The organism is Micromonospora sp. URMC 107 (assembly GCF_051386315.1).
Taxonomy (GTDB): domain Bacteria; phylum Actinomycetota; class Actinomycetes; order Mycobacteriales; family Micromonosporaceae; genus Micromonospora.
Map to the genome: position 1 here is coordinate 38,374 of NZ_JBPQTK010000006.1, position 25,528 is coordinate 63,901.

Sequence of the window (25,528 nt, forward strand, 5' to 3'; positions counted from 1 at the left end):
TGCCTTCCGAGAGGGGCGGTCACTTGAGGCGGATGCCGATGAGGCGCTGGAGGAGGATGAAGGCGAAGAGCAGGCCACCGATCACGATCCTCGTCCACCAGGAGTTGAGGCTCCCGTCGAAGGTGATCAGGGTCTGGATCACGCCGAGCACCAGCACACCGAGCACGGTGCCGAAGACGTAGCCGGACCCGCCGGTGAGCACGGTGCCGCCGATGACGACGGCCGCGATCACGTCCAGTTCCATGCCGATGGCGATCAGCGGCGCCCCGGAGAGCGTGTAGAACGACAGCAGGATGCCGCCGATGGCCGAGCACAACCCGCTGACCGTGTAGACGGCGATCCGGGTGCGCCCCACCGGCAGGCCCATCAGCACCGCCGACTGCGCGTTGCCGCCGATCGCGTACACGTTGCGGCCGAAGCGGGTGTACGTCAGCACGTACGCGGCGACGAGCACCACCGCGAACGCGATCAGGACGCTGACCGACACGAAGTTCCCGCCGGGATCGCCGATGCGCTGCTGGGAGACGGCTGTCCAGAACCCGTCGGTGACGGGGATGGACGCGTCACTGATGAACGTGCACATGCCCCGGGCGAAGAACATCCCGGCGAGGGTGACGATGAACGGCTGGATCTCGAAGAAGTGGATCGCGCAGCCCATCAGGAACCCGAGGGTCAGGCCGATCAGCAGCGCGACGAGCAGCACCAGGACCGCGGGCAGCCCGTCCTGGAGCAACGCGGCCGATACCATCGCGGTCATCGCGACGACGGAGCCGACCGACAGGTCGATGCCACCGGTGAGGATCACGAAGGTCGTGCCGACCGCCACGACCAGCAGGAACCCGTTGTCGATGAAGACGTTGAAGACGACCTGGACGTTGGAGAACGCGCGGTACTGGGACACGCCGACGCCGTACATGACCAGCAGCAGGGCGAGCGTGGCCAGGACCGGGACGTGCCGCCGGGGCACCCCGGGCCGCCAGGTGCGGCCGATGGTCAGCGACGTACCGCTCATGCCGGCACCTGCTCCTTCTTCCGCCGCGCCGCCGCGGGCCCAGGTGTGGTCGCGCCCCGTCGCCGGCGGAACCTGGCCCGGAACGCCGGCGACTGGATGAGGCAGACGGCGATGACGACGACCGCCTTGAACAGCAGGGCCGTCTGCGGCGAGATGTTCAGGGAGTAGACCGAGGTGGTGAGGGTCTGGATGATCAGCGCGCCGAGGACGGTGCCGCCGAGGGAGAACCGGCCGCCGGCGAGGGAGGTGCCGCCGATGACCACCGCGAGGATCGCGTCGAGCTCCACCCAGAGGCCGGCGGCGTTGCCGTCGGCGCTGGACACGTTCGCCGTCATCATGAATCCGGCGAGCGCGGCGCAGGCGGCGCTGACCACGTACACGAGGAAGATGACGCGCCCGGAGCGGATGCCGGCCAGCCGGCTCGCCTCGGCGTTGCCCCCGACCGACTCGACGATCAGGCCGAGCGCGGTACGACGGGTGAAGGCGGCGACGAGCAGGGCCGCCGCGAGTGCGACGAGGACGGCCAGCGGCAGGGTCAGGAAGTGTCCGAGCCCGATCGCCCGGTACGGACCGGAGTTGATCGTGATGATCTGGCCCTCGGTGACCAGCTGCGCGAGCCCCCGGCCGGCCACCATGAGGATCAGCGTGGCGATGATGGGCTGGATGCCGATGACGGCGACCAGCACCCCGTTCCAGGCGCCGAGCACGAGCGCGGCGCCGAAGGCCAACGCCAGCGCCGTGAGGACGGTCGACGGGCTGTCCTGGTCGGACGCCTCGCTGATGTGCAGGCAGGCGACGGCGCCGCTGATCGCGCAGAGCGAGCCGACGGAGAGGTCGATGCCGCCGGTGGCGATGACGAGGGTCATGCCCAGCGCGACCAGGATCAGTGGGGCGCTCAGCCGCAGGATGTCGACCAGGGTGCCGTAGAGCTGCCCGTTCTTGACCTCGACGGCGAGGAAGCCGGGTCGGTGGACCGTGTTGGCGAGGATCATGACCAGCAGCACGAGTGCCGGCCAGAACAGGCGGTGGCCGGTCAGCGGCCGGAGGCGTTCGGCGACGGCGTTCATCGGATCGCCTCCGCACTGCCGGACCCACGGGCGATGGCCCGCATGACGCGGTCGGCGTCGAGGGTGTCGTCGTTGTCGAGTTGGGCGACCATCGTCCGGTCACGCATGACGGCGACGCGGTGGCTCAGCCGCAGCACCTCCTCCAGCTCGGCGGAGATGAACAGCACCGCCATACCGTCGTCGGAGAGCTGGACCACCAGTTTCTGGATCTCGGCCTTCGCCCCGATGTCGATCCCGCGGGTCGGCTCGTCGAGGATCAGCAGACGCGGCTCGGTGATGAGCCAGCGGGCCAGGAGCACCTTCTGCTGGTTGCCGCCGGAGAGGTTGCGCACCGGCAGGTCCGGGTTCGCCGGCCGGATGCCGAGCGCCTGGACGTACTTCTCGACCAGCTCGTCCTGCCGGCGGCGGGGAACCGGCCGCAGCCAGCCACGTGCCGCCTGCATCGCGAGGATCATGTTCTCCCGCACCGACAGCTCGGGGATGACGCCCTCCGCGCGGCGGTTCTCGGAGCAGAACCCGACGCCGCGGTCGATGGCCTGGCCCGGGTGGCGCAACCGCGTCCCGCCGCCGTCGATGGCGACCCTGCCGCGGTCGGCGCGGTCGGCGCCGAACAGCAGCCGCGCCACCTCGGTGCGGCCGGAGCCGAGCAGGCCGGCGAGCCCGACCACCTCGCCGGCGTGGATCCGCAGGCTGAAGGGGGCGACCGCGCCGTCGCGGCCCAGCGCCGACGCGTCCACCAGCGGCACCGCGTCGGACCGTACGGCGACGGTGCGCTTCTGTTGCCCGTCGAGGCGCTCCAGGACGTCGAGCTCCTTGCCGATCATCTTCTCGACGAGGCTCAACTGCGGCAGCTCGTCGGTCCGGTACTCCCCCACCAGGGCGCCGTTGCGCAGCACCGTGATGCGGTCGGCGATGTCGTAGACCTGGTCGAGGAAGTGCGTCACGAACAGGATGCCGATGCCCTCGTCACGCAGTTGCCGCATGATCCGGAACAGGTGCGCGACCTCGCCCGCGTCCAGGCTGGACGTCGGCTCGTCCAGGATCAGCACCCGGGAACGCACGTCGATCGCCCGGGCGATGGCGACCATCTGCTGCACCGCGAGGGAGTACGTCCCGAGCTGCGCGGTGACGTCGATGTCGAGGTCCAGCCGGGCCAGCAGGTGCCGCGCCCGCCGCCGCGTCTCGCCCCAGCGGATCGCGCCGAGACGGCGGGGCTCCCGGCCGATGAAGATGTTCTCCGCCACGGACAGGTTGGCGCAGAGGTTGACCTCCTGGTAGACGGTGCTCACACCGGAGGCCGACGCCTGCATCGGGCCGTTGAAGGCGACCTGCTCACCGTCGAGGACGACGGTGCCCGCGTCGACGGCGTGGACGCCGGTCAACACCTTGATCAGGGTCGACTTGCCGGCGCCGTTCTCGCCCATCAGGGCGTGCACCTCGCCCGGGAACAGCCTGAAGTCGACGTCGTGGAGCGCGCGTACCCCGGGGAAGGTCTTGCTGATCCCGGTCATGGTCAGGACCGGACGGCTACCCGTCATCCCATCGGACCTCTTCTGGTTGGTGTCGGTACGAGGACGGCAGAGCGAGGGGCCGGGGGCGCCGTCAGCGGACGGTGCCCCCGGCGTCGGTCAGTACCTGCGGTTGGGCAGCGCCTCCCTGGCCTGCTCCTGGGTGAAGGTGGTCTCCTCGGTCTCGATCCGGGCGGGCACCTCCTCGCCGGCGTGGACCTTCTTCGCCAGGTCCATCAGCTGGGGGCCGAGCAGCGGGCTGCACTCGGCGATGAAGTTGAACTTGCCGTCCGCGAGGGCCTGCATACCGTCCTTCACCGCGTCGATGGTGATGATGGTGATGTCCTTGCCGGGCACCTTGCCGGCCGCGGTGATCGCCTCCAGCGCGCCCAGACCCATGTCGTCGTTGTGCGCGAAGAGAACGTCGATCTTCGGGTTGGCCTTGAGAAACTGCTCCATCACCTGCTTGCCGTCGGCCCGCTTGAAGTCGCCCGACTGCGAGGCGACGATCTTCAGGTTCGGGTTGGCGGCGATCGCCTTGGCGAAGCCCTCCTTGCGGTCGTTGGCCGGCGCCGAGCCCGTCGTGCCCTGCAACTCGACGATGTTCACCGGGCCGCTGGCGCTCCTGGTCCGCTCCACCAGCCACTCGCCGGCCAGCCGGCCCTCCTTGACGAAGTCCGACCCGAGGAAGGTCTTGTAGAGGGACTTGTCGGCCGAGTCGACGGAGCGGTCGGTCAGGATCACCGGGATGTCGGCGTCCCTGGCCTCCTTGAGCACGGTGTCCCAACCGGACTCCACCACCGGCGAGAAGGCGATGACATCCACCTTCTGCTGGATGAAGTTCCGGATCGCCTTTATCTGGTTCTCCTGCTTCTGCTGCGCGTCGTCGAACTTCAGCTCGATCCCCGCCTCCGCGGCGGCTTCCTTGATCGAGGTGGTGTTCGCCGTCCGCCAGCCGCTCTCGGCGCCGACCTGCGAGAAGCCCAGCGTGATCCTGCCGTCGTCGGCGGAGCCGCCGCCGGTGTCGCTGTTACCGCAGGCCGCCACGCTGCCCGCGAGCAGCACGCTGGCGAAGGCTGCGATGATCGTGCCTGCCGTTCTCCTGGTTCTCATCGGTTCTCCTCGGGTCGGGGGAATCCGGACACGTGGCCTGCGCGCGCCGGTGTCCGGATGTGGTGATGGCGTTGGTGCGAGAAGAGGCCGCGCCGGACGGGTGGAGGGCGATCAGGAGCGTGGTGGCGATCCCGGTCACCCGGTGGTCGAGCGTTGGCCGTAGACGTTCTGGTACCGGTCGTGGAGCGCGCTGATGTCGGCCTGCGCCATCGGCAGCGGCTGCCCCAGCGCCCGGGCCAGGTGCGCGGTGCGGGCGACGTCCTCGCACATCACCGCGGCCTTGACGGCCGCGCGGGCGTCCCTGCCGATCGTGAAGACCCCGTGGTTGCGCATGAGCACCGCGGGCGAAGGGTGCCCGGACAGGGTGCTGACGATCCCCTTGCCGATGTCGTCCCCGCCGATCAGCGCGAACGGGCCCACCGGGATCTCCCCGCCGAACTCGTCGGCCTGCGCGGTCAAGAAGCACGGGATGGACTCGCCCCGCGCCGCCCAGGCGGTGGCGTAGCCGCTGTGGGTGTGCACGACGCCACCGACCTGTGGCATGGCCCGGTAGACGTAGGCGTGGGCGGCGGTGTCGCTGGACGGCGCCTTGTCCCCGTCGACCACGGTGCCGTGCAGATCGCAGACGACCATGGTCTCCGCCGTCAGGGCGTCGTAGTCGACACCGCTCGGCTTGATCACCATGAGGTCCTGCCCCGGTACCCGCGCCGAGACGTTGCCGGCGGTCCAGGCGACCAGCGCGTACCGGGTCAACTCGCCGTGCAGGCGGGCCACCGTCTCCCGCAGGGCGCTGACCTGCCGCGCCGCGTCGGTGTTCATCCGACCACCTCCAGGACCGCTTCACCCGGTGCCGCGACGGCGGCGTTCCGGATCGCCCGCAGGCGGAGCATGACGTCGTCGCCGCCGCGACCGAAGTGGTCGTGGAGTGTCCGGTACTCGGCGTACAGGGCGTCGTACGCCCGCACGTTGTCGGGGTCCGGCTGGTACACGCCCTCATCCACCCGGCCCATCGCCTCCGAGGCCCGGTGGACGTTCGGGTACGCCCCGGCGGCGACCGCCGCGTGGATCGCCGAGCCGAGCGCCGGCCCCTGGGCGGAGCCGATGATGCCCAACGGGCGGTTGGTGACGTCGGCGTAGATCTGCATGAGCAGCCGGTTCGAGGTGAGACCACCGGCGACGACCAGGTCGTCCACCGGCACCCCGGCCTCGACGAACGCCTCGATGATCATCCGGGTGCCGAAGGCCGTGGACTCGAGCAGTGCCCGGTAGACGTCCTGCGGCCGGGTGGCCAGGGTCAGCCCGACGATCATCCCGCTGAGGTCGTGGTTGACCAGCAGCGAACGGTTGCCGTTCCACCAGTCCAGCGCGATCAGGCCGTGCGCGCCGACCGGTTGGCCGGCGGCCAGCTCGGTGAGGCGCTCGTGCGACGCGAGCCCGGCCGGGGCGGCCTGTTCGACGAACCACCCGAAGATGTCCCCGACTCCGCTCTGCCCGGCCTCGTGACCCCACGCGCCCGCGCTGACGCCGCCGTCGACCACGCCGCACATCCCCGGCACCTCGGCGGGACGGGCGCCGTTGACCACGTGGCAGGTGGAGGTGCCCATGATGGCCACCATTCGACCGGGCTCCAGGGCCTGCGCGGCGGCCGCGGTGACGTGCGCGTCGACGTTGCCGACCGCGACCGCGATGCCCGCCGGCAGCCCGGTCCAGGCGGCGGCGCGGGCGCTGAGGGGCCCGGCCCGCTCACCGAGCGGCAGCAGCGGACCGTCCAGCTTGGTCGCAAAGTCGGCGAAGCCCGGGTCGAGAGCGCGCAGGAAGTCGGTCGACGGGTACCGGCCGTCCTGCCGGATGCCCTTGTACCCGGCGGTGGACACGTTGCGGGTCTCCGCGTCGCACAACTGCCACACGATCCAGTCGGCGGCCTCGACGAAGCGCTCGGCGCGGCGGTAGACCTCCGGATCCTCCTCGAGGAGCTGCAGGCCCTTGGCGAACTGCCACTCGGCGGAGATCCTGCCGCCGTAGCGGCCGATCCACGGCTCGTTCCGCTCGTGGGCCAACGCGTTGATGCGGTCGGCGTGCGGCTGGGCGGCGTGGTGCTTCCACAGCTTCACCCAGGCGTGCGGGCGGTGGCGCAGCTCCGGGACCTCGCACAGGGGGGTGCCGTCGGCGAGCGTCGGCAGAACCGTGCAGGCGGTGAAGTCGGTGCCGATGCCGATCACCCGCGACGGATCCACGCCGGCGTCGGCCAGAGCGGCGGGGACGGCGCGCCGCAGGACGTCGCGGTAGTCCTCCGGGTCCTGCAGGGCCCAGTCGGGGGGCAGTGCCGGGCCGCCGTCGGGGAGCTGGGCCTCCAGCACGCCGTGGCGGTACGCGTGCACCGCCGTCCCGACCTCCGCACCGTCGCGCACCCGCACCACCAGGGCCCGCCCGGAGAGGGTGCCGTAGTCGACTCCGACCACGTACCGCTCGCCGTCCACACCGCTCATGACCACCTCCGATCGACGCCGATCTAGTGTTAACGCTCACATCCACAGTCGTCAAGATGCTGGACGACAAACAGCCCTCAACGGGAGGCTGCGTGGACCGGGGCGGGCTCGACCTTGCGCCGAGCCCCCCCCCCCCCCCCCCCCTCCGGTCCCACCCGATCCCGACCGGGAGCGATGGCAACGCTCACCGCTCGGCACGACGCCGCTCCCGCGCACGCCAGGAACATCCGGACCGGACCTGCGCCACGCCGTCAGCGCTGCAGTGTGAGCAGACCCGGCCGGTACGGCAGGAGGCCGTAGTCGCCGCCGGAGTCGGGGGCCCGGCCCTGGTAGAGCAGTTGGAGGTTGCAGGGATCGACGGTCATGGTCTGATCGGCGTTGCCGCGAATGAGTTCGCCGTGGCTGATGTCGTTGGTCCAGGTGGCGCCACTGTTGGCCTTGCCGGCGAAGGGGTTGCTCTCGGTCGCGGCCTGCGGCGTCCACGCACCGCCCAGACTGGTGGCCGTGAACGAGCGGAAGTAGCGGCCCTGCGAACCGATCGCCTCGACGAGCATGAGGTACCGGTCCTGACCCTGGAGCTTGTAGACCTGCACGGCTTCGAACAGGTTGTTCGTCGTGTCACTCATGATCACCGTCGAGGTGGAGCCGAAACTGCCCGGGAAGTTGCCGATGGGCATGCTGGCCCGGTAGATCCTGCCGTTGTCTCCGGCGAAGAACAGGTACATGTTCGTGCTGTCACCGATGACCGCCTGGTCGATGGGTCCCGTACCGGAGCCGGAGATGCTCCCGGAGAAGAGCACCTGCTCCGACGACCATCCGTTCGGATTGGTGGGGTCGCTCGAGGTCCGGTAGGAGAAGGCGGTCCCACCCCACTGGTAGGCGAGCACCCAGATGTTCCTCGGGGCGAAGTAGAAGAGCGTGGGCGCGACGGCGGAGAAGGACATCGCGTTCTGGCTGGCCGAGGCCATCTCGGACCAGTTCGTGAAGAGGCCGAAGTTCATCGAACCCCACCTCGTCCCGGTGTCGTGCGTGGTCGCGTAGACCAGCTGCCGGCCGTTGTAGGGGGCGTGGGTGAAGTCCTTCAGCGACACCCACCCCGACCTCGGGTTCGCCAACGAACCTGTCGACGTCCAGCGGTACGTGGACGGCAGAGCGCACGTGCCGGGCGGCGGCGTGGTGGGGTTTCCCCCGCCGTCGACGCGGACGAGTTGCCACTGCTGGTTGTTGCCGTTCCAGTCGTCGTACTGCACGATGCTCGCGCCGTCGGCGGTCGAGGCGCCCTGCACCTCCACCACCTTGTTGCTGTTCCTGTTGATCAGGCGGACGTGACCGCCGGCGGAGTCGGCCAACCGGAACTGCTGATTGGTCGAGTTGTTGCCGGCCCACTGCACGATGCTGCCACCGTTGGCCGTCGAGAAGTTGTAGACGTCCAGCACCTTGCCGGACAGCCGCGAGCGCAAGCGGTAGTAGCCACCGCCCGAGTCCACGAACTGCCACTGCTGCTGGTTGCCGTTGTTTCGCGCCCACTGCACGATCCGCGCGCCGTCGTTCGTGGCCAGGTTGTACACGTCGAGGGCCTTGCCGCTGTTGCGGTTGACCAACACGTACCACGCGCTCGTGTCGACCGTCGCCGCGGCGACGGGCGACGACGACGCCACCGCCGCGGCGGCGCCACCGACCAGCACGGCCACGCCGGCGGCGACGACCCGCAGCAACCACCCACGCCGCCGCGACGGCGGCGCGATCGCTAGAGACCTACCAGATGCAGACATGATCCTCCCTCGATGACAAAAGCCTGCGTACTACCCGGAGATGGGCGCAGCACGACGCAGGACCTGCGCGCGGCACCCGCAAGTGAGCGCTAACAACTTCCGCTCGGCTCGGCGCGCGCCTGATCCGGGTCCGACGAGGAGGGCTTGCCCGGTAAGCCGCACTGTCGTCGCCCTTAGACATCGACTGTGAGCGATAACATGGCGTCCGTCAAGTCGTGGCCGGCCGGCTTCGCCAGGCGGTGGCCGGCCTCCTGACCACGGACCGTCGCGCGTTCAGAACTGCCGCACGGCCAGCAGGCCGAGGGCGGCCACGAGCACGACGCCCGCCGTGACGGTGATCGCCCGGATCCGTACCCGGAGGTCGGCGTCCCACCTGTCGCCGGTGCCGGCGGCGCGGCGGGCCAGCGGGGTCAACGCGCGTCCGACACCGAATCCGATCCCGGCGAGCATCGCGACGTGCAGGCGCTGACCGCCGAGGAGCAGGGCGACCGCCAGCACGTACGGGGCGCTCGCCGAGACGTAGGTGCGGACCCCGGTGCCCATCTCGAAGCCGAACTGCAGCGCCCCGCGCCGCAGGCTGCGCTGAAGCACGTCCTGCGGCACCTGCCGGGCGTTCTGCGGCAGCCGGATGGACACCAGCCCCACCTCGCGGAACAGCCCCAGCACCGCCACCGCCACGATGCCCGCGTACCGCCACGGGACGGGCAGCGGAGCGGACAGGCCGGAGAGCAACCCCAGCACCAGTCCGCTGAGCAGGCCACCGGCGACCAACCCCGTGACGAACAGGGCGAGGACGACGCCCTGCCGATCTCGATCCCGCCACCCGGGCGAGGCCAGCGCGTGCGCGCTGTTGTGCGTTCAAACGGAGCCGGAGAGCGTGTAACCCGCGAGCCCTCCGATCATCGCCCAGGTGAGCACGTGTCCGTACGCGGCGGCGGCCAGCGCACCGACGGCGAGCAGCAGGAGGGGTACGAGGGGATCGCCGCCCCGGCGCAGTGCCGCGCGGGCATGCCCCGGCAGCGTCCGGGTCATACGGCGGCGCCGGTCAGCGTCCGCCAGGAGTTGACCCCGATCACGCCGTCGACCGTCAGCCCGTTCTGCCGCTGGAAGTCGCGTGCCGCGCTGTCCGTCGCCGGGCCGAAGTTCCCGTCGACCACCAGCGCGTAGCCGCGCCTGTTCAGCTGGCGCTGGGCGGCGCTGACGGCGTGGCCGCTGTTGCCGGAGCGGACCGTGCTCACGAGCTTCGGCCAGGTGGTCGCGTCGACCACACCGGTGGCGCCGAGGCCGGCCGCCGTCTGGAAGCTCTTCACCTTCGCCTCGGTGTCGCTGCCGAAGATCCCGTCGATCCCGGTCGCGTGCCCGCGGGCGGTCAGCAGGTGCTGCACGGTGTAGACGTTCACCCCGGTGTTGCTCCGCCGGGTGGTGGGCCAGCTGGCCGTGCCCAGGCAGCCGCACTTGGTGTTCCAGCGGCAGATCGACTTCACCCAGCCCGAGCTGGTCTTCTTGTACCCGTCGTGGCATCGGCGTTCGACCGAGCAGGTGCAGGCGCCGCACGCCCCGTTGTAGGCCCACAACCAGCCGTCGTAGGTGCCGCCGTAGCACTGGTTCGGCCGCAGGATCCAGGTGACGCCGTCGTTCTTGTGGAATCCGGTGTACGTGCCGCTGGTGTTGCAGGAATCGGCGAAGATCGTGCTCGGGCCGCACCCCGGTGAGCAGTTGTGGTCGCTGGCGTACGTCGGGCATCCGGCATAGATCGTGTAACCGTCGGCGTACGCGCGGCGGGCCGCCGGGAACACACTGAGCGCGGCCATTCCCACCGCGGTGCCCGCCCGGAGCAGGGTGCGTCGCGACAGCTCCCACCCCACACGCCTCCGGCCGCCCGGCCGCACCGGCACCCGCCGGACGGCGGGCCCGGTCCCGGGGTCGTCTCCGCGCAACCAGGGCACGGCGTCGATACCGGTCATGCCCGGCCTCCCCGATTCGTGGCGGCCGTCGGTGCGGAGCCGCCGGGTGGGCTGTCGACTTCGTCGAGCAGGCGGTGCAGTGCCGCGCGGGAGCCGAGCGGCTCGGCGCGGAGCACCCGCCCGGCCTGGTCGACGACGGTGGCGAACGGGGTGGCGAGGGCGTCGTAGCGCTCGAACAGTTCCGCCTGCCCGCCGAGCACGGTGATCGGCAGCTCCGCCGCCCGCGCCGGAGGGTCCTCCCGGTAGAGGACCCGGAACTCCAGGCCGGGGCGGACGTGGTCGCTCGCCTCGGCCAGCACCTCGGTGCACGTCCCGCAGTCGGGCTCCAGGAAGAGCAGCACCAGCGGAACCGCCGGGGCCGCCGGGGCCAACCGGGCGAATCCGGGGGCCGGCGCGCCCGGCCGCAGACCGACCGACTCGGGACGACGCTGCACCGCCCCGCTCGACAGCGCGTGCACCTGGCGTACCAGGCCCGAGACCGTGAAGGCCAGCAGAAGTATCGCGATCCAGCTCAGGATCAGTGCGCTGGTCTGGAAGCTCATCCGGGCAGGCCTCCCTCTGTCGTGCCGATGGACCGGCCGGTGGTGGGCCGCCGGGCTGTCGCCGTCGCCGGCTCGTACATGGCGGCGGGCAGGTGCCACAGCAGCGCGGTGAACGTGGCGGAGGCCAGCAGCACGACGGCGAGCGAGGCGTCGGCGCGATCCGCCGGAATGATCGAGTCGGACAGGAGCAGCGCGACCAGGGCCAGCCCGGCCAGGACCGCCGCCCGTGCCACCACCCAGCCGGTCATCGGCAGTTCCACGCGGGAGCATCCGCACGAGCCGGCGCGCCCGGTCGACCTCACGTGCAGGCCGTAGCCGGCGTACAGGGCGAGTAGCGCGACGCTGCCGACGAGGACGGCGACGAGCGGGCCCCCGCCGCCGGGATGGAACAGCGCCACGACCCCGGCCCCGGCGAGCAGGCCCTCGCCGGCGATGGCGACGGCGGCGACCGCGCCCGGAGCCGGAAGCACCCGGTGCGCGGCCAGGGCCTCGGCGAGCGCCGCCGGCCGTGACAGGTGCTCGGCGGTGCTGACGAGCAGGGTGAACAGGACGGTGCACGTGGCCACGCTGGCCAGCAGTCCGGACACCGCGACCTACCGGGCCCTCTGGACGCGGAGCCGGTCGACCAGAGTGGGCACCTGCTCCATGTCCGTTTCGGCGAACGGCACCAGGCTGAGCCAGGCGTCCGCCGCGGCCAGCACGAAGTAGGGCTGCCCGTCGGGCAGGACGTCCCGGAAGAGCTCGCCCGCCTGCGTCCGCAGGCCGCGCCAGGAGGGCAGTTGCCCGACACGCTGCTTGGTGAGCGGTGCGATCTCCAGCAGGCCGAGCCCGGGAACCTCCTTGAGCACGGTGGCGGGTTCGGCGAACTCGGCCCCGGTCTTCGAGGTCGGGCGCAGGGCCAGCCCGTCGTCGTGCTCCTCGACGCGCAGCGTCCGCAACGCGCCGAGCAGGTCGGTGGTCGCCGCGCCGTACATCTCGGTGAAGAAGCAGTGTCGCCGCCCCCGCCAGACCGCCACGAGCCGCTCCTCGGCCAACTGGATCTGCGGGTCGTAGGATCGGATGCGCGCGGTCAGCAGCGTTCCGCCCTGATAGGTGAGTTCCTCGTCGAACGTCTCGACGCCGAGCGTCCGGGCCACGTCGTCCGCGAGCCCGATCGAACCGGCCGTGAACTCCTGCAGTCGGCCGCCGATCGTCACGTCGGCCACGGATGTGAACGGTGCGCTGAGGTCGAGTGAGCCATCGAGCTGGAATCGGCCCTGGTCGATCGCCCGATGCGTCACCGGCGCCCCTCTGGCTGCCATGCGACCGCCCTTCGTCCGGGTCCGGAACTTGGCACCGGAACGATATCTGGACACGTAAATATTTGACAAGGTCGATCATTGTCACCAGGCGGTGACAGCCCGGCCCGCCGACGCCGCGGGCACGCGGACGTCGGCTCCTTCAAGCCCATGGCGGGCGTCGCGGGGCGCGCCGCTCACCACGGGCGCTGGAGCGCCGCGCCCGTGATCCGTACCATCAGTCCTCGACAGCGGCGCCCGGCACGGGTGCCGCGAGCGGAGCGGGACCACCCACCACCGGCATGCGGGCTCATGCCGGTCGACCGGCGTGCGACCGTGTCCGCGAGAACCTCGCCCAGCGGTCCGCGCGCATCCATCCGTACCGGAAGGACACCGCCATGCGCGCTCCCTGGACGCGCCGTCACCGCCTCCTGCCGGGGCTGTTGGCCCTGGCCTGCCTCGCCACCGTCGCCGTGGCCGCCGCCGATCCGCTGACCACGCCGCCCGCCCGCGCCGCCGATCCCGTCCTGGTGCGCGACGCCACCTTCGAGGACGGCACCACCCAGGGCTTCCGGGCCCGGGCCGGTGAGACCGTGGCGGTCAGCACCGCCGTCGCCCACGGCGGCACCCGCAGCCTGCTCGCCTCCGGCCGCACCGCGAGTTGGCAGGGTCCCGCCCTCGACCTGCTCGACGAGATGGTCAAGGGAACCCGCTACACGCTGGCGGTGTGGGTGCGGCTCGCCGCCGGCCAGTCGCCCGGCCAGGTCCGGCTCAGCGTGCAACGCGACTCCGGCGGCGCCTCCGCCTACGACCAGGTGGTGGGTGACACCACGGTCACCGCCGACGCCTGGGTCCGGCTCAGTGGTACCTACGTGCTCGCGCACGACGTGGACGGGCTGTCGGCGTACGTGGAGACCGCCAGCGGCACCGCCGACCTGCACATCGACGACTTCACCATGGCGTACCAGCCGACCAAGCCGGTGCAGACCGACATCCCGGCCCTGCGCGAGGTGCTGGCCGCCGACTTCCCGATCGGGGCGGCGATCGGCAACCGGCAGACCATCGGCGACCAGGCGGTCCTGCTGCGCCGGCACTTCGACACGGTGACCCCCGGCAACGCGCTCAAGTGGGACGCCACCCAGCCGGCCGAGGGCACCTTCCGGTGGGCCGACGCCGACGCGCAGGTCGCCTTCGCCACCGGCAACGGCCTGGCGGTACGCGGACACACCCTCGTCTGGCACCAGCAGACCCCGGCCTGGGTCTTCACCGACACCGACGGCACCCCGCTGACCTCGGACCCGGCCGACAAGGCCCTGCTGCTGTCCCGGCTGGAGGCGCACATCCGCGCGGTCGTCGGCCGGTACGGCGACGCCATCGGGGTGTGGGACGTCGCCAACGAGGTGATCGACGAGAACCAGTCCGACGGGCTGCGGCGCAGCCGCTGGTACGAGATCAGCGGGCTGGACTACCTGCGGACCGCGTTCCGGGTGGCCCGGGAGGTCGCGCCGGCGGCCAAGCTCTACCTCAACGACTACAACACCAACGTGCCGGCCAAGCGCGACAAGCTGCGCGACCTGGTGAGCCGGCTGCGCGCCGAAGGGGTGCCGGTCGACGGCGTCGGGCACCAGATGCACGTCAACGTCCAGTGGCCCTCGATCGCCGAGACCGAGGCGATGCTCCGGGCGTTCATCCCGCTCGGCGTGGAGCAGCAGGTCACCGAGATGGACGTCAGCATCTACGTGAACAACGACGAGTCCTTCCCCACCCCGCCGGCCGACCGGCTGCTGACCCAGGCGTACCGGTACCGGGACCTCTTCGCCCTCTACCGCCGCTACGCCGACGAACTGACCTCGGTGACCCTGTGGGGGCTGGCGGACGACGACACCTGGCTGGACACCTTCCCGGTGGCCCGCAAGGACGCGCCGCTGCTGTTCGACACGGAACTCCAGGCCAAGCCGGCGTACTGGGGGATCGTCGACCCGACCCGGATCGACCCGACCCCGACGCCGACCGTCAGCCCCACGGTCTCCCCCACGGTCGGCCCGACCGTCTCCCCCACGGTTTCCCCGACGCCCACGCCGACGACGGGGCCGGACACCTGCCGGGCGGCGTACACCGTCACCAACCAGTGGCCGGGCGGCTTCCAGGCGAGCCTCAGGATCACCAACACCGGGCCACGGGCACACGACGGCTGGACGGTGCGCTGGCGGTTCCCGGACGGGCAGGTGATCAGCCAGCTCTGGAACGGCACGGTTCGGCAGGACGGCCCGGACGTGACGGTCACCCCCACGTCCTGGAACTCCGCCCTGCCCGCCGGCGGGACGGTCGAGTTCGGCTTCCTCGCCAGTTGGCGCACGAGCAACGACCGCCCGGTCGGCCTCACCCTCGACGGGCTGGCCTGTACGGCCGGCTGACCCTTGGCCGCCGTACCGCCGAGGCGACCTGCCCGCCACTGGTCGGTGACCAGGCACCGCACAGCGCGACGTCCTGGTCGAGACCTTGTCGGGCCCTCGCGGTACCGGAGGCGTCAGCGGGGTGTGGTGGGCGGTGGCCGGGCTGGGCAGGCCCGGCCACCCCCCCCCCCCCCCCCCCCCCCCCCCCCCGGCACGGTGGTCCGTGCCGGCGGTGGATGAGCCCGTTCCCCGCCGGCGGGGACGACCAGTCAGCTGTTCAGCTTGGCCAGCAGCGCGTCGGCCATGCCCTGCTCGCCCCTGGCGTTGGGGTGGAACGGGGCGGCGGCGTTCTGCGGGACCAGCCCTTCGACCCACCGGGTGCTGCTGCTCCGGCACGTGTCGTGGCCGACCGACGGGGCGTAGACGTCGGCGTAGCTGGCGTCGTTCGCGGCCGCGGTGTTCGCGAGCATCGTGTTCAGCGACTTCTGGACGCCGCGCAGGTACGGCACGTCCTGGTAGGCGATCGGGACCACCGGCCAGCAGCCGTAACCACTGTCCGGCAGGATCGCCGGGTACCCGAGCACCACGACCCGCGCGCCCGGAGCCGCCCGGCGGACCGCCTGCAGCACGGCGGTCACCTTCGGCGCGGTGGCGGCGATCCTGGCCTGCAACTGGTCGACGCCTCCGGCGGTGTACCGGTTCTTGCACGGGGAGCCGAGCGGGCTGCTCAGGCTCGCCTCCGCGCAGTCGCTGATGATGCCGGAGAAACCGATGTCGTTGCCGCCGATCTGCACGGTGACCAGGCTCGTGTCCGGCGTGATCGCGTTGAGCTGCGGCGGCAGCGAGATGCCCAGTGCGCCGCTGCCGCCGACGAGGATGTCCTCGGTGGTGGCGCCGGAGCAGCTCACGTCGGCGAAGGACGACGAGCCGGCGGAGGCCGCGACCAACGACGGGTAGTTGCGGCTGGAGCGCAGGCAGTTCAGGTCGACCTGGGTGGGCACCAGCGGGGCGGAGGTGTACGAGTCACCGAGCGCGACGTAGCGCCCGGTGGGTGCGGCGGCGTTGGCCGGTGCGGCGAAGGCGAGCAGCACACCGGCGGTGGCCGCCGCGAACGCGGCCAGCCGGCTGGCCGCCCGGAGCAACGGCAGGCGGGGACGGGTCACGGCATCTCCCAGAGAGAGGATCGTGGTGGGTGCCGTGATTCTGTCCGCGCCGTCGTCGAACGTCAATATCGATGACCATTGCTTCAGTCGGCTTTCGACGAGGTGGGCGACCGGCACGCCCGGATCGACCCGACGATCGTCCAGGCCCATCAGCACGCCACAGTGCCGTGAGGGGGTTCGACCGCGACGAGGCCCGGGCAGGACATGGCATCGGCCGCTCTCCGGACGGGCGCCGACGCGCTGCTGCGAACCTGAACGAGGCGGTCACCCCCGGCCTGAACGGCCCCGGGGCAGGGCGCCGGGGGGGCCGCCCTGCTGGGCGGTGTCGGTGGTGCCTGCTTCAATGCGGCGGACGTTCGGAGCCGGGAGGGCGAGGATCAGTGGGCACCTGGGGCAGCGGAAACTTCGACGACGACACGGCCGCCGACCACCTGTCGGGCCTGACCGACCGGCTGATCGCCGAGGTCACGGAGGCGATCTCCGGCGACCCGGTAGGCATCGAGCCCGACGAGTACTGGGGCGTCGCGGTGCCCTGCAACCTTGAGCTGCTGCACCTCATCGCACGACAGAACTACGTCGGGGTCAGCCTGCCCGACCGGTCGACGATCGCCGGCTGGAAGAGCAGATACCTGGCCGTCTGGGACCGGACGATCGACGGCTTGGGGCCCGGTCCGGAATACAGGCAGCAGCGGCGCGCGACCCTCGTGCGTACATTCGACCAGCTCGCCGAGTTGGCGAAGGAGTAGGCAACGGGCGGCCGGCAGGTTCAAGCCGGTGCCGCGACACGCGCACGCCGGGCCCGGGTCCGGCCGGCGGTGCGGCACGGCCTACCGCCGTCTCAGACGGAGCGTCGGCGGCTGGCTTCAGCGGGCTGGGCGGGTCCCGGTCAGGACGCCCACGAGCGTGACCAGGGCCACGGTCTGCGTGACGGCCACCACGACCACCAGACTCGCCAGCGAGAACTCGTACAGCAGACCGGCCGCGGCACCGCCGATCAGCGCCCCCGCGCCTTGCACGGCGGCGAAGACGCCGTACGCGGTGGCCCGACGCTCCCGCGGCACGAGATCGGCGACCAGCGCCTTGACGGTGGAGTCCTGCACCCCCACGGCCGCACCCCACACCAGCGCCCCCGTCAACGCCAGCGGCAGGCCACCGCCGAACACCAGGGCGGGGACGGCGGCGACCAGCGCCGGCAACGCGATCAGCACCCACGGCCCGGCCCGGTCGTAGAGCACACCCGTCAGCAGGGCGGCGAACGCGCCCGCGGCCATCGCCGCCGCGTACACCAACGGCACCGCTGCGGCCGCGACCACACCCGCGCGGACGAGGTGGAATCCGATCAACCCGAACGTCACCAGACCCGCCGTGCACAGCGCCATCGCCGCCGCGAAAACATGGAACCGGGCAGGCAGCGGCTTCCGGCCCGCCACCGACGGGGTACCTGCCGCGGTGGCCCCGCCGGGCGCCGGCGAAGCGTCCGCCCGCCCCCGGATGGTGAGCAGCAGCAGCATCGCGAGCACACCGGGCACGGTCAGGACGGCCAGGCCCGGCCACAGCGGCCCCGCGGCCATCGCGACCACCGCGGCGACGAGCAGCGGGCCCGCGAAAGCGCCGACCTGGTCCAGCGCCTTGTGGACACCCAACCCTCGCCCCAGGCCTACGCGGCTGGCGGCGTCGGCCAGCAGCGCTGACTTCGCCGGGCTACGGATCGCCTTGCCCAGTCGCTCGGCGAGGATCAACGCGGCGGCGACGGCGAGGCCAGCGCCGCCCAACAGCGGGGTGACAGCGAGCAGCGGCACGCAAACCGCGGTCAGCCCGTACCCGAGAATCGTCAACGACCAGTACCGGCGGGTCCGGTCCGCCAGTGGCCCGGACACCAGCCGCAGCACCAGCGCCGCCGCCTCACCGGCGCCGGTTACCAGCCCGACGACGACGGCCGACGCGCCCAGCGAGGCCAACAGCGGCCCATGGATCGAGCGGGCGCCCTCGTACACCATGTCCGCGGCCAGGCTCACCACACCGAACCCGACGACCACCCGCCACGCCGACCCGCCGCCCGCACCTACCCCGCGCGACGATGGGGAGTCGACCGCCGACGGCCTACCCATGGCGCGTTCTCCTCCCACATCGGCGGCGTCATCCACACGCTCCACTCCCGGAGGTAGACCACCGACACGCCGCACCCGGCTTCGCGACACTGCCTAGTACTTCATCACGCAATAGACCACGGTGGGATTCGTGAATCGGTACCAGCGGTTCCATCTCTGGTCCCGCGTGCAGCTGTTTCCGTTGGTGGCGCCGGGCACGATGTCGATGATGTGGACGGTGCCCTTCGCCTTGCACTTCGGCGCCCCGACGATCCAGCCGTCGCCGGTCGGGAACCTGTAGCAGCGCAGACGCACCAGGTGGCGCTCCAGGCAGAGCCGATAGCCGCGTTCGGTGAGGTACGCCGATCCGGGATCGGCGCACTGCCCCTGGGAGTAGTCCACCGAGACGACCCGGTAGGTGCCGCTGCTGCCGTTGCAGTTGCCGATGCCCTGGAAGCTGCCCGCCACGCTGACGACGACGCACTGCCCGATCCTCGCCGGCGGCGGGGGCGGTGGTGGCAGTGGCGGCGACACCGGTGGCGGGCCCCCGGGCGCTGGTGGCGTGGAGGTCGGCTGGCCGGGCTCGCTCGGCGGCGGAGGCGACGTCACCCGCAGAGTGTCACACAGCCTCGCCCGGGCCTCTGTCCTGTGTGCTGCGTCGCCGCGGTCGTGATCCTCCGATCGACGACCGGGGCACGGGGTCGGCCCGGGAGGCGCGGTGCCTTCGGCGCGCTTCGGCAGCCGGGCGGTTCGCGGGTGGGCGGTTCGCGTGCCGCCGGGCACCCATAATGGCCGGGTGCGACGGCTGTCGGCGCGACGGCGAGTGCCTGAGCAGCCGACGCCGGACCCATGCCGTGGCGGCGGGTCTCACACGTCGCGTAGCGCGTCCTGCACCCCGGTCTCGCGGCGGCCGAGGTGCGCCGGATCGCGGCCGGAGAGGAGGTCGAGGGCGGCCTTCACGCAGGCGCCGTACTCACGGGTGGAGCTGATCCGCCACGTCCTGTCGTACCGGCGGGCGGTCTCGTCGCCGACCCCGTTGGCGTCGACGCCGAGGCGCCGGCACACCGTCACGGCGCGGGGTAGGTGGAAGGACTGGGTCACCACCGTCGCCCGCTCCACCCCGAAGACCCGCTTCGCGCGGGCGCACGAGTCGTACGTGTCGAAGCCGGCATGGTCCAGCACCACCCTGGTCGCCGGCACGCCGTTGTCGACCAGCCAGCGCCGCATCGCGCCGGGCTCGTCGTAGTCGGGGTCCATGTTGTCGCCCGAGAGCAGGATGGCGCGTACCTTGCCGGTGGCGAGCAGCCGCCGGGCGATCTCCAGGCGGCCGGTGAGGAACGGCGACGGGGTCCCGTCGGGGTGGACCTTGGTGCCCAGCACCAGGGCGACCGGCGCCTCGGGGACGTCCTGCTCGGTGAAGATGTGCCCGTCCGCCCCACCGCGGATCCAGTGCACGCTGGCCAGGGTGGCGCCGGTCAGGAGCACCGCGCCGACGACGGCCGCGACGACGGCGCGGCGCAGCCAGGGCGTACGCCGGCGAGCGGCCGGGCGCGGCCTTCGGGTCAGCGTGGGGAGTCGGGGCCGCATGGGGCGAGTATCCCAGGGCCGCCCGACGACCGGTGCCGCCCCTGGCCGTGCGCGTCGCCAACGGCGGAGAGCGGCTGACCGGCCCTCGGCGGCGGTGACAGCTGCTGAGGCAGATCGGCACCTGTGGTGCCGATCTGGGCGTCGATGGCGATGCTGCCGGACGGCCGAGCGGTCAACCGTGAGATGCCGGAATCCGGCCCGCTTCTGACGCAGCGAGCCGGCCCGGCGTCTCCGGGGTCACCCCGGGGACGGATCAGGCAGGCACCGTCCCGTTGAGGTACGCGTTGATCTGGTCGATCTCCAGTGCGTTGAAGACCTCAGGCTGGGCGGCGGCCTGGTTCGAGTTGATGATCCGCTTGAACAGGTTGTAGTGCGCCATCGACCGCAGCCCGATGACGCGGTTGGGGGTGACCAGGTAACCGGTGCCGCCGGTGCTCCAGATGAGGTACATCAGTCCATCCTTCGTGACAATCTCAGGGGGAGATCCGGGCGCCCCGGCGTACGGGGCACCCGTGAGAACCGACTCGGGGTCAACCCGCTGACCGTTCGGCTGGAAGATCTCAAGATGCAGGTGCGGGCCGGTGGAGTGGCCGGTGGATCCCACGCCGCCGATGTGCTGGCCGGCGGCGACCTGCGCGCCCGTCCCGACCCTGGGAGCCTCCCGCATGTGCCCGTAGACACTCCGCCAACCATCGGCGTGCGTGATGGTGGCGTAGTGGCCAAGGCCGCTCGCGCTGTACGAGACGCTGGTTACAGTGCCCGCCGCGATAGAACGGATCGGATAGCCGAGGATCCCCGAGTAGCTGTAGTCCGTGCCGTTGTGCATCCTGGACTGGCCAGTTATCGGATCTGTCCGCATCCCGTACGAAGACGTGACCGGAACCCATTTGTCGAATGGCCGGTTCCATCTCGGCGTTGCGCCGTACGCGGCTTCCGCGAGCCACGCTTCCGGAATGATGCCGGCCGCCAGCGTGGCGGTGACCAGGCCAAGCAGATGGCGACGGTCGATGCCACGCGACGCCGACCCATCCCCCGGCGATGTTTCGTCGAATGTCTGCATTCGGCCCCTTGCTCACAGTGAAAAACGAACAATCAGCATCGAGGAGACCGCCGACTGTGACTGCTGCCCAGTTCCGGGCCGCTGGATCGGGACGGGCCGACCAACCTCTTCGCGGCGAACCAGCCGACCCCACATGCATCTGGGATCTTGAATATTAAGGGATCGAACAACTCCATTGGTGTCAAGGCTCGGTTTCCGCCCGGTTGGTACGGCCCGAAGCCACGTCGGCCACCCCGGCGGCGCCGGCCCTCGGTCAAGGCCGGGACGTGAAGGTGCTGACGGGCGAGAAGAACAGCGGATGCGGCGGGGAAGTCCACGCAGAGCCGACACCACCGCCGCCCGGGACGTGACCGGCGGGGGTACGCGCGAGCCCCACGTGAAAGAACGGTCGCCCTCCGCGACAGGAGCGCGGAGGGCCACCAGGGTGCGGGGGTGAGGGTTACCGGGCGTCGGTGAGGCCGTAGGCGCGGTCGATGGTCTGCACGACGCGGTTGCCCGACCGGTCCCAGGCCTCCGTGCGTACGGACACCGCACCGCTGGTCTCGGCCAGCTTCGGGTGTACGACCAACGCGTGGTAACTGCCGCCGAGGCCCGGCACGACTGCCGCCTGCTTCCAGGTGGCCCCGTCGTCGTACGACACCCAGGTACGCAGCCCGGCGATCCGGGGAGCGTTCGGCGCGGCGTGCGGGGTGACCTCGAACCGGTACGCCCGCCCGGCCTGTGTGGTGTCGGTCAGCGACAGGTCGAAGTCGTGTTCGAGCTGGATCAGCGGCTGCCAGTCGCACCGGCCGCTACCGATGCGGATCTGCTCGGTGTAGCAGGACGCCGGCTGCCGCACGGTGCCGGTCGCGCTGGCCGACCGGAACGTCCAGTCGGTGGCGATCCGCTTCGCCAGGGTCTGCCCGGAGAAGTTGTCGTTGCGGACGGTGCGCAGCGTGTACTGGCCCGGCGCCGACGGCACGGTCCAGTGCATGAAGTTCGTCCCCCGGCCCGGCGGCGGGTTCGGGGTGATCCGGACGCCGTCGCGTTCGAGGGTCGCCTGCACCCGGCGGCCGCCCGAGACCGTACTTGTCAGGTCGGCCGCCGACGACGAGCGTTCCAGCAGGTAGATGCTGTCCCCGTCCCGGCACCCCATGCAGGTGGTGGGCAGGCCGGAGTCGTCCGGCAGCGCACCCAGCACGACCGGCGGCTGGTGGATCTTCTCCGTCCTCGTGGTCGCCCGGGGGAACCTGCCCACCTGGTCGGAGCCTCGGGTGGTGTCGTCGGCGGGGTTGCGCACGGTGAAGTACCGCGCCCAGAGAACATCCGGACCGGACGCGTTGTAGTACTCGGTCCGGGCTACCGGCACGTTGTACGGGTGCGCGGCGTTGGCGCTGAAGTTCTGCCCGGGAGAGTACGTGTGGCTGACGTCGTGGGCGTTCGTCTCGTACTGCGGCACGGAGACCTGGGCGTGCTGCTCGCTGCGGACCTGGACGAGGCCCCCGTGCCGGACGGCGCCGACCGGTTTGGCGGGCATCCGGCCTTCGGTGTGCGGGCGCAGCTTGTACACGTACGGGCTGACGACCTGGGCGTCGATGTCGACGTAGGGACGCTTCGCGCCGGCGAGCACCTTCGCCACCTTCGCCCCCTGGTCACCGTCGAGCCACAGCAGCGGCAGCCGGGGCTTGACGACGTCGTACGGGGGGATCTGGTCGTAGGAGCCGGGATCGTCGCGGCCGGCGAAGTACTGGAGCACGCCCGCCGCTCCGGCGTCGGCGGCCCGCTCGACCTCGTCGACGTACCAGGCGTCGGCCGGGGTGTCGAGGAAGACGAGCTTGCCCCTGACGTCGCGCCCGGCCAGCAGGTCCGCCCGGCTGGCGAGCTGGAGCCGCTGGTCGGTGGTGAACTTGGGCGCGAACTCGGCGTCGGTGAGGTACGTCGGGGCGACCTTCACCCGGCCGTTGCCGTGCACCGTGGTGGTGGCCTCCGGCGCGGCGAGCATCTGCTCGAACCAGGTCCAGTAGTCACCGATGGTCGGCTTGGCCGAGGTCGGCACGACGTGGGTCCGCCAGCTGTACCCGTGCCCCGGGCCGCTGTACCAGACGCTGGCGTAGTTGGCGCCGGACGCCGTGGAGAAGCTGCTGCCCATGGCCCGGTGCACCGCCTCGCTCGGCAGCGGCGTGTCGATCTTCTTGACCTCCACCAGGTCGCGGGCGAGGTCGAACTCGATGGTGGTGTTCCCGGTGACCTTGTACTGCGGGTCCTCGATCCAGGCCTGGTGCCGGAACGACTTCCCGTCGCCCCAGTAGGCGCCCCAGCAGCTCAGGTGGTACTCGCCGTCCGGGACGTACCCGGTGCCCTGCATGTCCTTGCCGCCCAGCGGGACGGTCATCATGACCTGGTAGTTCGTGTCGTCCCGGAGGTTGCGGAAGTCGCAGGGGGCGGCCCCGATGGCGATGGGTTCGCCGGGCCGGCTGAGGATCCGGGTGGTGATCTGGCGCATCGGCGGCTGCCGGACGAGCCCGACCGCGAGGGTCAGCCGGGTCGCGGTGGCCTCGTCGGTGGCGACGAGCGACCCGGTGTAGCTGCCGATGTCGAGCCCGGCGGCGTCGAGGGTCACCGTGGCCTGCGCGGTGCCGCGAGCCGGCACGGTGACGGAGGCGGCCGTGGAGAGGGCGCCGGTGACCGCGCCGCCGCCGACCTTGTGCAGCGCCGGGGTCAGGGTGAGGGTGACCGGTGCGTCGGTGGGGTTGTGGTAGGCGACCTGCCGCTCGACGCGGGGATCGGTGTTCGGCGACACGGTGCCGAAGTCGACGTTCACCGTGCTGGTGGTGACCTGCTGACGCACCGCGCGGGCCAGGTCGAGCCGTCCGGCGCCCTGCTCGTAGGCGGTGTGGCCGTTGTCCTTGCTGGTGCCGATCAGCGTCGGCTTGAGCTGGGCGGCGGTCCAGTCCGGGTGCTGCTGGGCCAGCACCGCGGCGGCGCCCGCCACGTGCGGAGTGGCCATCGAGGTGCCGTTCGCCGAGGTGTAGAGGTCGTCGACCGGGGTGCCCATCGAGGTGCCGGTGGCGCGGGCGGCGACGATTCCCACGCCCGGGGCGGAGATGTCCGGCTTGATGGCCCGGTCACCGAGCCGGGGCCCGCGGCTGGAGAAGCTGGCGAGTTCGTCGGTCTTGGAGGTCGCACCCACGGTCAGGGCCGCGTCCGCGGCACCGGGGGCGCCGACCGTGTTCTCCTGGCCGGAGTTGCCCGCGGCGATGACGAAGAGCGTGCCCGTCTCGGCGGTCAGCCGGTTGACCGCCTGGCTGGCCGGGTCGGTGCCGTCGGTCGGCGCACCGCCGAGGCTCATGCTGACGACCTTCGCGCCGCTGGTGGCGGCCCACTCCATCGCGTCGATGATCCACGACATGTCACCGCTGCCGGCGTCGTCGAGCACCTTCGCGACGAGCAGGTCCGCGCCGGGGGCGACGCCCTTGCGCGCCCCGGCCGAGCCGGCGCCCGTGCCGGCGATGGTGGCCGCGACGTGGGTGCCGTGGCCGTGCCCGTCCGTCACCGACGCGGCGCCCGGCACGAAGCTCTTCGAACCCACGACCTTGCCCCGCACGTCCGGGTGGTCGGCGTCAATGCCCGTGTCGAGCACCGCCACCTTCACCCCGGTCCCGTCGAGCCCGGCGGCCCACGCCTGCGGCGCGCCGATCAGCGGCACGCTCTCGGCGAGGTCGACCTTGACCTTCTGGTCCAGCCACACCTTGCCGATTCCCGCGCCCAGTACCGGTCCGCTGGTCGCCGCCGGCCCACGGGCCGCGGCGGTCCGGCCGGCGCCACCGGTCAGCGCGGTCCAGAAGTCACCCGTCCTGGCCTTGTCCACGACCAGGCCCGCGCCGGCCACGCTGGGCAGGTCACGCCGTACGGTGGTGCCGGGCAGCGCCGCCGGGGAGGCCGCCCGGGCCTTCGCGCCCGCGCCGTAGCTCACGATCACCGGCGTCGCCTGGGCGGCGTCGTCGCCGTAGCCGTTGCGGGCCAGGTACCGCACGTCGAACAGTTCCCGGTCCAGCAGGCCCCTGGCCACCAGACCCTGCGCCGACTGGGGAATCACGTAGACACCGGTCTGGTCCGAGTAGGAACGGAACGCGTCCGCCGCGGCGGGGCCGCCCGGCGAGCTGACCACCGTGGCGCTGCTCCTGCCGTCCGCTGCCTCCACGTACCGCACCCGGTGGCCGGTGATCAGGGTGACGGTCGCCTCGAGGTCATCGCCGGTCCCGGTGGTCGCGGTGCTCGTCGCGGTCGGGTTCGGCCCCGGTTCGCCCGCCGTCGGTGCGGCGGTCACCGGCGACGGGACCCCGATGGTGGCGACGGCCACCGCGACGGCGAGGCCGCAGGCGACCCCGCCACGCCGTGATCGCCGTTGGATCAGGCTCGACATGAATATTCCTCTCCAAGGGGGTGTACGCAGGGGGAACGGATGCGTCCCGTGGAGCTTCGCAGCGGGTTCGGCGGCACGGAAGCCGCCCGTCTGCC

The 25,528-nt window shown here is 71.6% G+C and carries 21 protein-coding genes; 2 read left to right on the forward strand and 19 right to left on the reverse strand.

The features are described from left to right. Positions 1-19: 19 nt before the first annotated feature. The 13 genes from yjfF to ACSNN9_RS02495 form a co-directional block, all read right to left on the reverse strand. On the reverse strand, positions 20-1,012 hold the full coding sequence (gene yjfF / locus ACSNN9_RS02435) for a galactofuranose ABC transporter, permease protein YjfF (RefSeq protein WP_436670977.1): 993 nt from the start codon (positions 1,010-1,012) through the stop codon (positions 20-22). Then, positions 1,009-2,079 carry an ABC transporter permease gene (locus tag ACSNN9_RS02440; RefSeq protein ID WP_436670978.1) on the reverse strand — a complete coding sequence of 357 codons (1,071 nt, stop codon included), beginning with the start codon at positions 2,077-2,079 and terminating at the stop codon, positions 1,009-1,011. Before ACSNN9_RS02440 ends, yjfF begins: the two co-directional genes overlap by 4 nt. Further along, entirely contained in the window at positions 2,076-3,617 is a 1,542-nt protein-coding gene (locus ACSNN9_RS02445) for a sugar ABC transporter ATP-binding protein (protein WP_436670979.1), read from the reverse strand. The genes ACSNN9_RS02440 and ACSNN9_RS02445 overlap by 4 nt, the downstream gene beginning before the upstream one ends. Positions 3,618-3,707: 90 nt before the next feature. Beyond that, positions 3,708-4,700, reverse strand: coding sequence for an ABC transporter substrate-binding protein (locus ACSNN9_RS02450; protein WP_436670980.1), 993 nt, complete (start codon positions 4,698-4,700; stop codon positions 3,708-3,710). Between the two features lie 135 nt (positions 4,701-4,835). Next, a complete protein-coding gene (locus tag ACSNN9_RS02455; RefSeq protein ID WP_436670981.1) occupies positions 4,836-5,519 on the reverse strand; it encodes an L-ribulose-5-phosphate 4-epimerase in 684 nt (227 codons plus the stop codon). Next, a complete protein-coding gene (gene araB / locus ACSNN9_RS02460) occupies positions 5,516-7,186 on the reverse strand; it encodes a ribulokinase (protein WP_436670982.1) in 1,671 nt (556 codons plus the stop codon). Before araB ends, ACSNN9_RS02455 begins: the two co-directional genes overlap by 4 nt. A 251-nt stretch (positions 7,187-7,437) precedes the next feature. Continuing rightward, on the reverse strand, positions 7,438-8,958 hold the full coding sequence (locus ACSNN9_RS02465) for a non-reducing end alpha-L-arabinofuranosidase family hydrolase (RefSeq protein WP_436670983.1): 1,521 nt from the start codon (positions 8,956-8,958) through the stop codon (positions 7,438-7,440). Between the two features lie 273 nt (positions 8,959-9,231). Then, positions 9,232-9,729, reverse strand: a complete 498-nt coding sequence (locus ACSNN9_RS02470) for a hypothetical protein (RefSeq protein WP_436670984.1) — start codon at positions 9,727-9,729, stop codon at positions 9,232-9,234. An 87-nt stretch (positions 9,730-9,816) separates the two neighbouring features. Beyond that, the gene (locus ACSNN9_RS02475; protein WP_436670985.1) at positions 9,817-9,990 is read right to left on the reverse strand and encodes a hypothetical protein; all 174 of its coding nucleotides are present in this window, start codon (positions 9,988-9,990) and stop codon (positions 9,817-9,819) included. Beyond that, positions 9,987-10,922 (reverse strand): peptidoglycan-binding domain-containing protein, encoded by a 936-nt coding sequence (locus ACSNN9_RS02480; RefSeq protein WP_436670986.1) that lies wholly within the window; start codon positions 10,920-10,922, stop codon positions 9,987-9,989. Before ACSNN9_RS02480 ends, ACSNN9_RS02475 begins: the two co-directional genes overlap by 4 nt. Beyond that, a complete protein-coding gene (locus tag ACSNN9_RS02485; protein WP_436670987.1) occupies positions 10,919-11,464 on the reverse strand; it encodes a hypothetical protein in 546 nt (181 codons plus the stop codon). The genes ACSNN9_RS02480 and ACSNN9_RS02485 overlap by 4 nt, the downstream gene beginning before the upstream one ends. Then, positions 11,461-12,051, reverse strand: a complete 591-nt coding sequence (locus ACSNN9_RS02490) for a MauE/DoxX family redox-associated membrane protein (protein ID WP_436670988.1) — start codon at positions 12,049-12,051, stop codon at positions 11,461-11,463. Before ACSNN9_RS02490 ends, ACSNN9_RS02485 begins: the two co-directional genes overlap by 4 nt. Before the next feature lie 6 nt (positions 12,052-12,057). Further along, positions 12,058-12,669, reverse strand: coding sequence for a hypothetical protein (locus tag ACSNN9_RS02495; protein ID WP_436670989.1), 612 nt, complete (start codon positions 12,667-12,669; stop codon positions 12,058-12,060). A gap of 470 nt (positions 12,670-13,139) precedes the next feature. On the opposite strand from ACSNN9_RS02495, the gene ACSNN9_RS02500 reads away from it, so the two are divergent. Next, positions 13,140-15,155: an endo-1,4-beta-xylanase gene (locus tag ACSNN9_RS02500; protein ID WP_436670990.1), complete on the forward strand. Its 2,016-nt coding sequence runs from the start codon at positions 13,140-13,142 to the stop codon at positions 15,153-15,155. 248 nt (positions 15,156-15,403) lie between these two features. Here the strand turns inward: ACSNN9_RS02500 and ACSNN9_RS02505 are convergent, their stop codons facing one another. After that, positions 15,404-16,297 (reverse strand): SGNH/GDSL hydrolase family protein, encoded by an 894-nt coding sequence (locus ACSNN9_RS02505; protein ID WP_436670991.1) that lies wholly within the window; start codon positions 16,295-16,297, stop codon positions 15,404-15,406. Positions 16,298-16,677: 380 nt separating this feature from the next. Here ACSNN9_RS02505 and ACSNN9_RS02510 point away from each other — a divergent pair, with 380 nt between their 5' ends. Further along, the gene (locus ACSNN9_RS02510) at positions 16,678-17,043 is read left to right on the forward strand and encodes a DUF4259 domain-containing protein (protein WP_436670992.1); all 366 of its coding nucleotides are present in this window, start codon (positions 16,678-16,680) and stop codon (positions 17,041-17,043) included. A 117-nt stretch (positions 17,044-17,160) separates the two neighbouring features. On the opposite strand, the gene ACSNN9_RS02515 is transcribed toward ACSNN9_RS02510, so the two are convergent. The 5 genes from ACSNN9_RS02515 to ACSNN9_RS02535 form a co-directional block, all read right to left on the reverse strand. Continuing rightward, positions 17,161-18,405, reverse strand: coding sequence for an MFS transporter (locus tag ACSNN9_RS02515; protein WP_436670993.1), 1,245 nt, complete (start codon positions 18,403-18,405; stop codon positions 17,161-17,163). Between the two features lie 93 nt (positions 18,406-18,498). Next, positions 18,499-18,993, reverse strand: coding sequence for a hypothetical protein (locus tag ACSNN9_RS02520; RefSeq protein ID WP_436670994.1), 495 nt, complete (start codon positions 18,991-18,993; stop codon positions 18,499-18,501). Positions 18,994-19,251: 258 nt separating this feature from the next. Next, positions 19,252-19,971 (reverse strand): SanA/YdcF family protein, encoded by a 720-nt coding sequence (locus ACSNN9_RS02525; protein ID WP_436670995.1) that lies wholly within the window; start codon positions 19,969-19,971, stop codon positions 19,252-19,254. A gap of 253 nt (positions 19,972-20,224) precedes the next feature. Then, positions 20,225-21,031: a M23 family metallopeptidase gene (locus tag ACSNN9_RS02530; RefSeq protein WP_436670996.1), complete on the reverse strand. Its 807-nt coding sequence runs from the start codon at positions 21,029-21,031 to the stop codon at positions 20,225-20,227. A gap of 439 nt (positions 21,032-21,470) precedes the next feature. Further along, positions 21,471-25,433, reverse strand: coding sequence for a S8 family peptidase (locus ACSNN9_RS02535; protein ID WP_436670997.1), 3,963 nt, complete (start codon positions 25,431-25,433; stop codon positions 21,471-21,473). Positions 25,434-25,528: the final 95 nt, after the last annotated feature.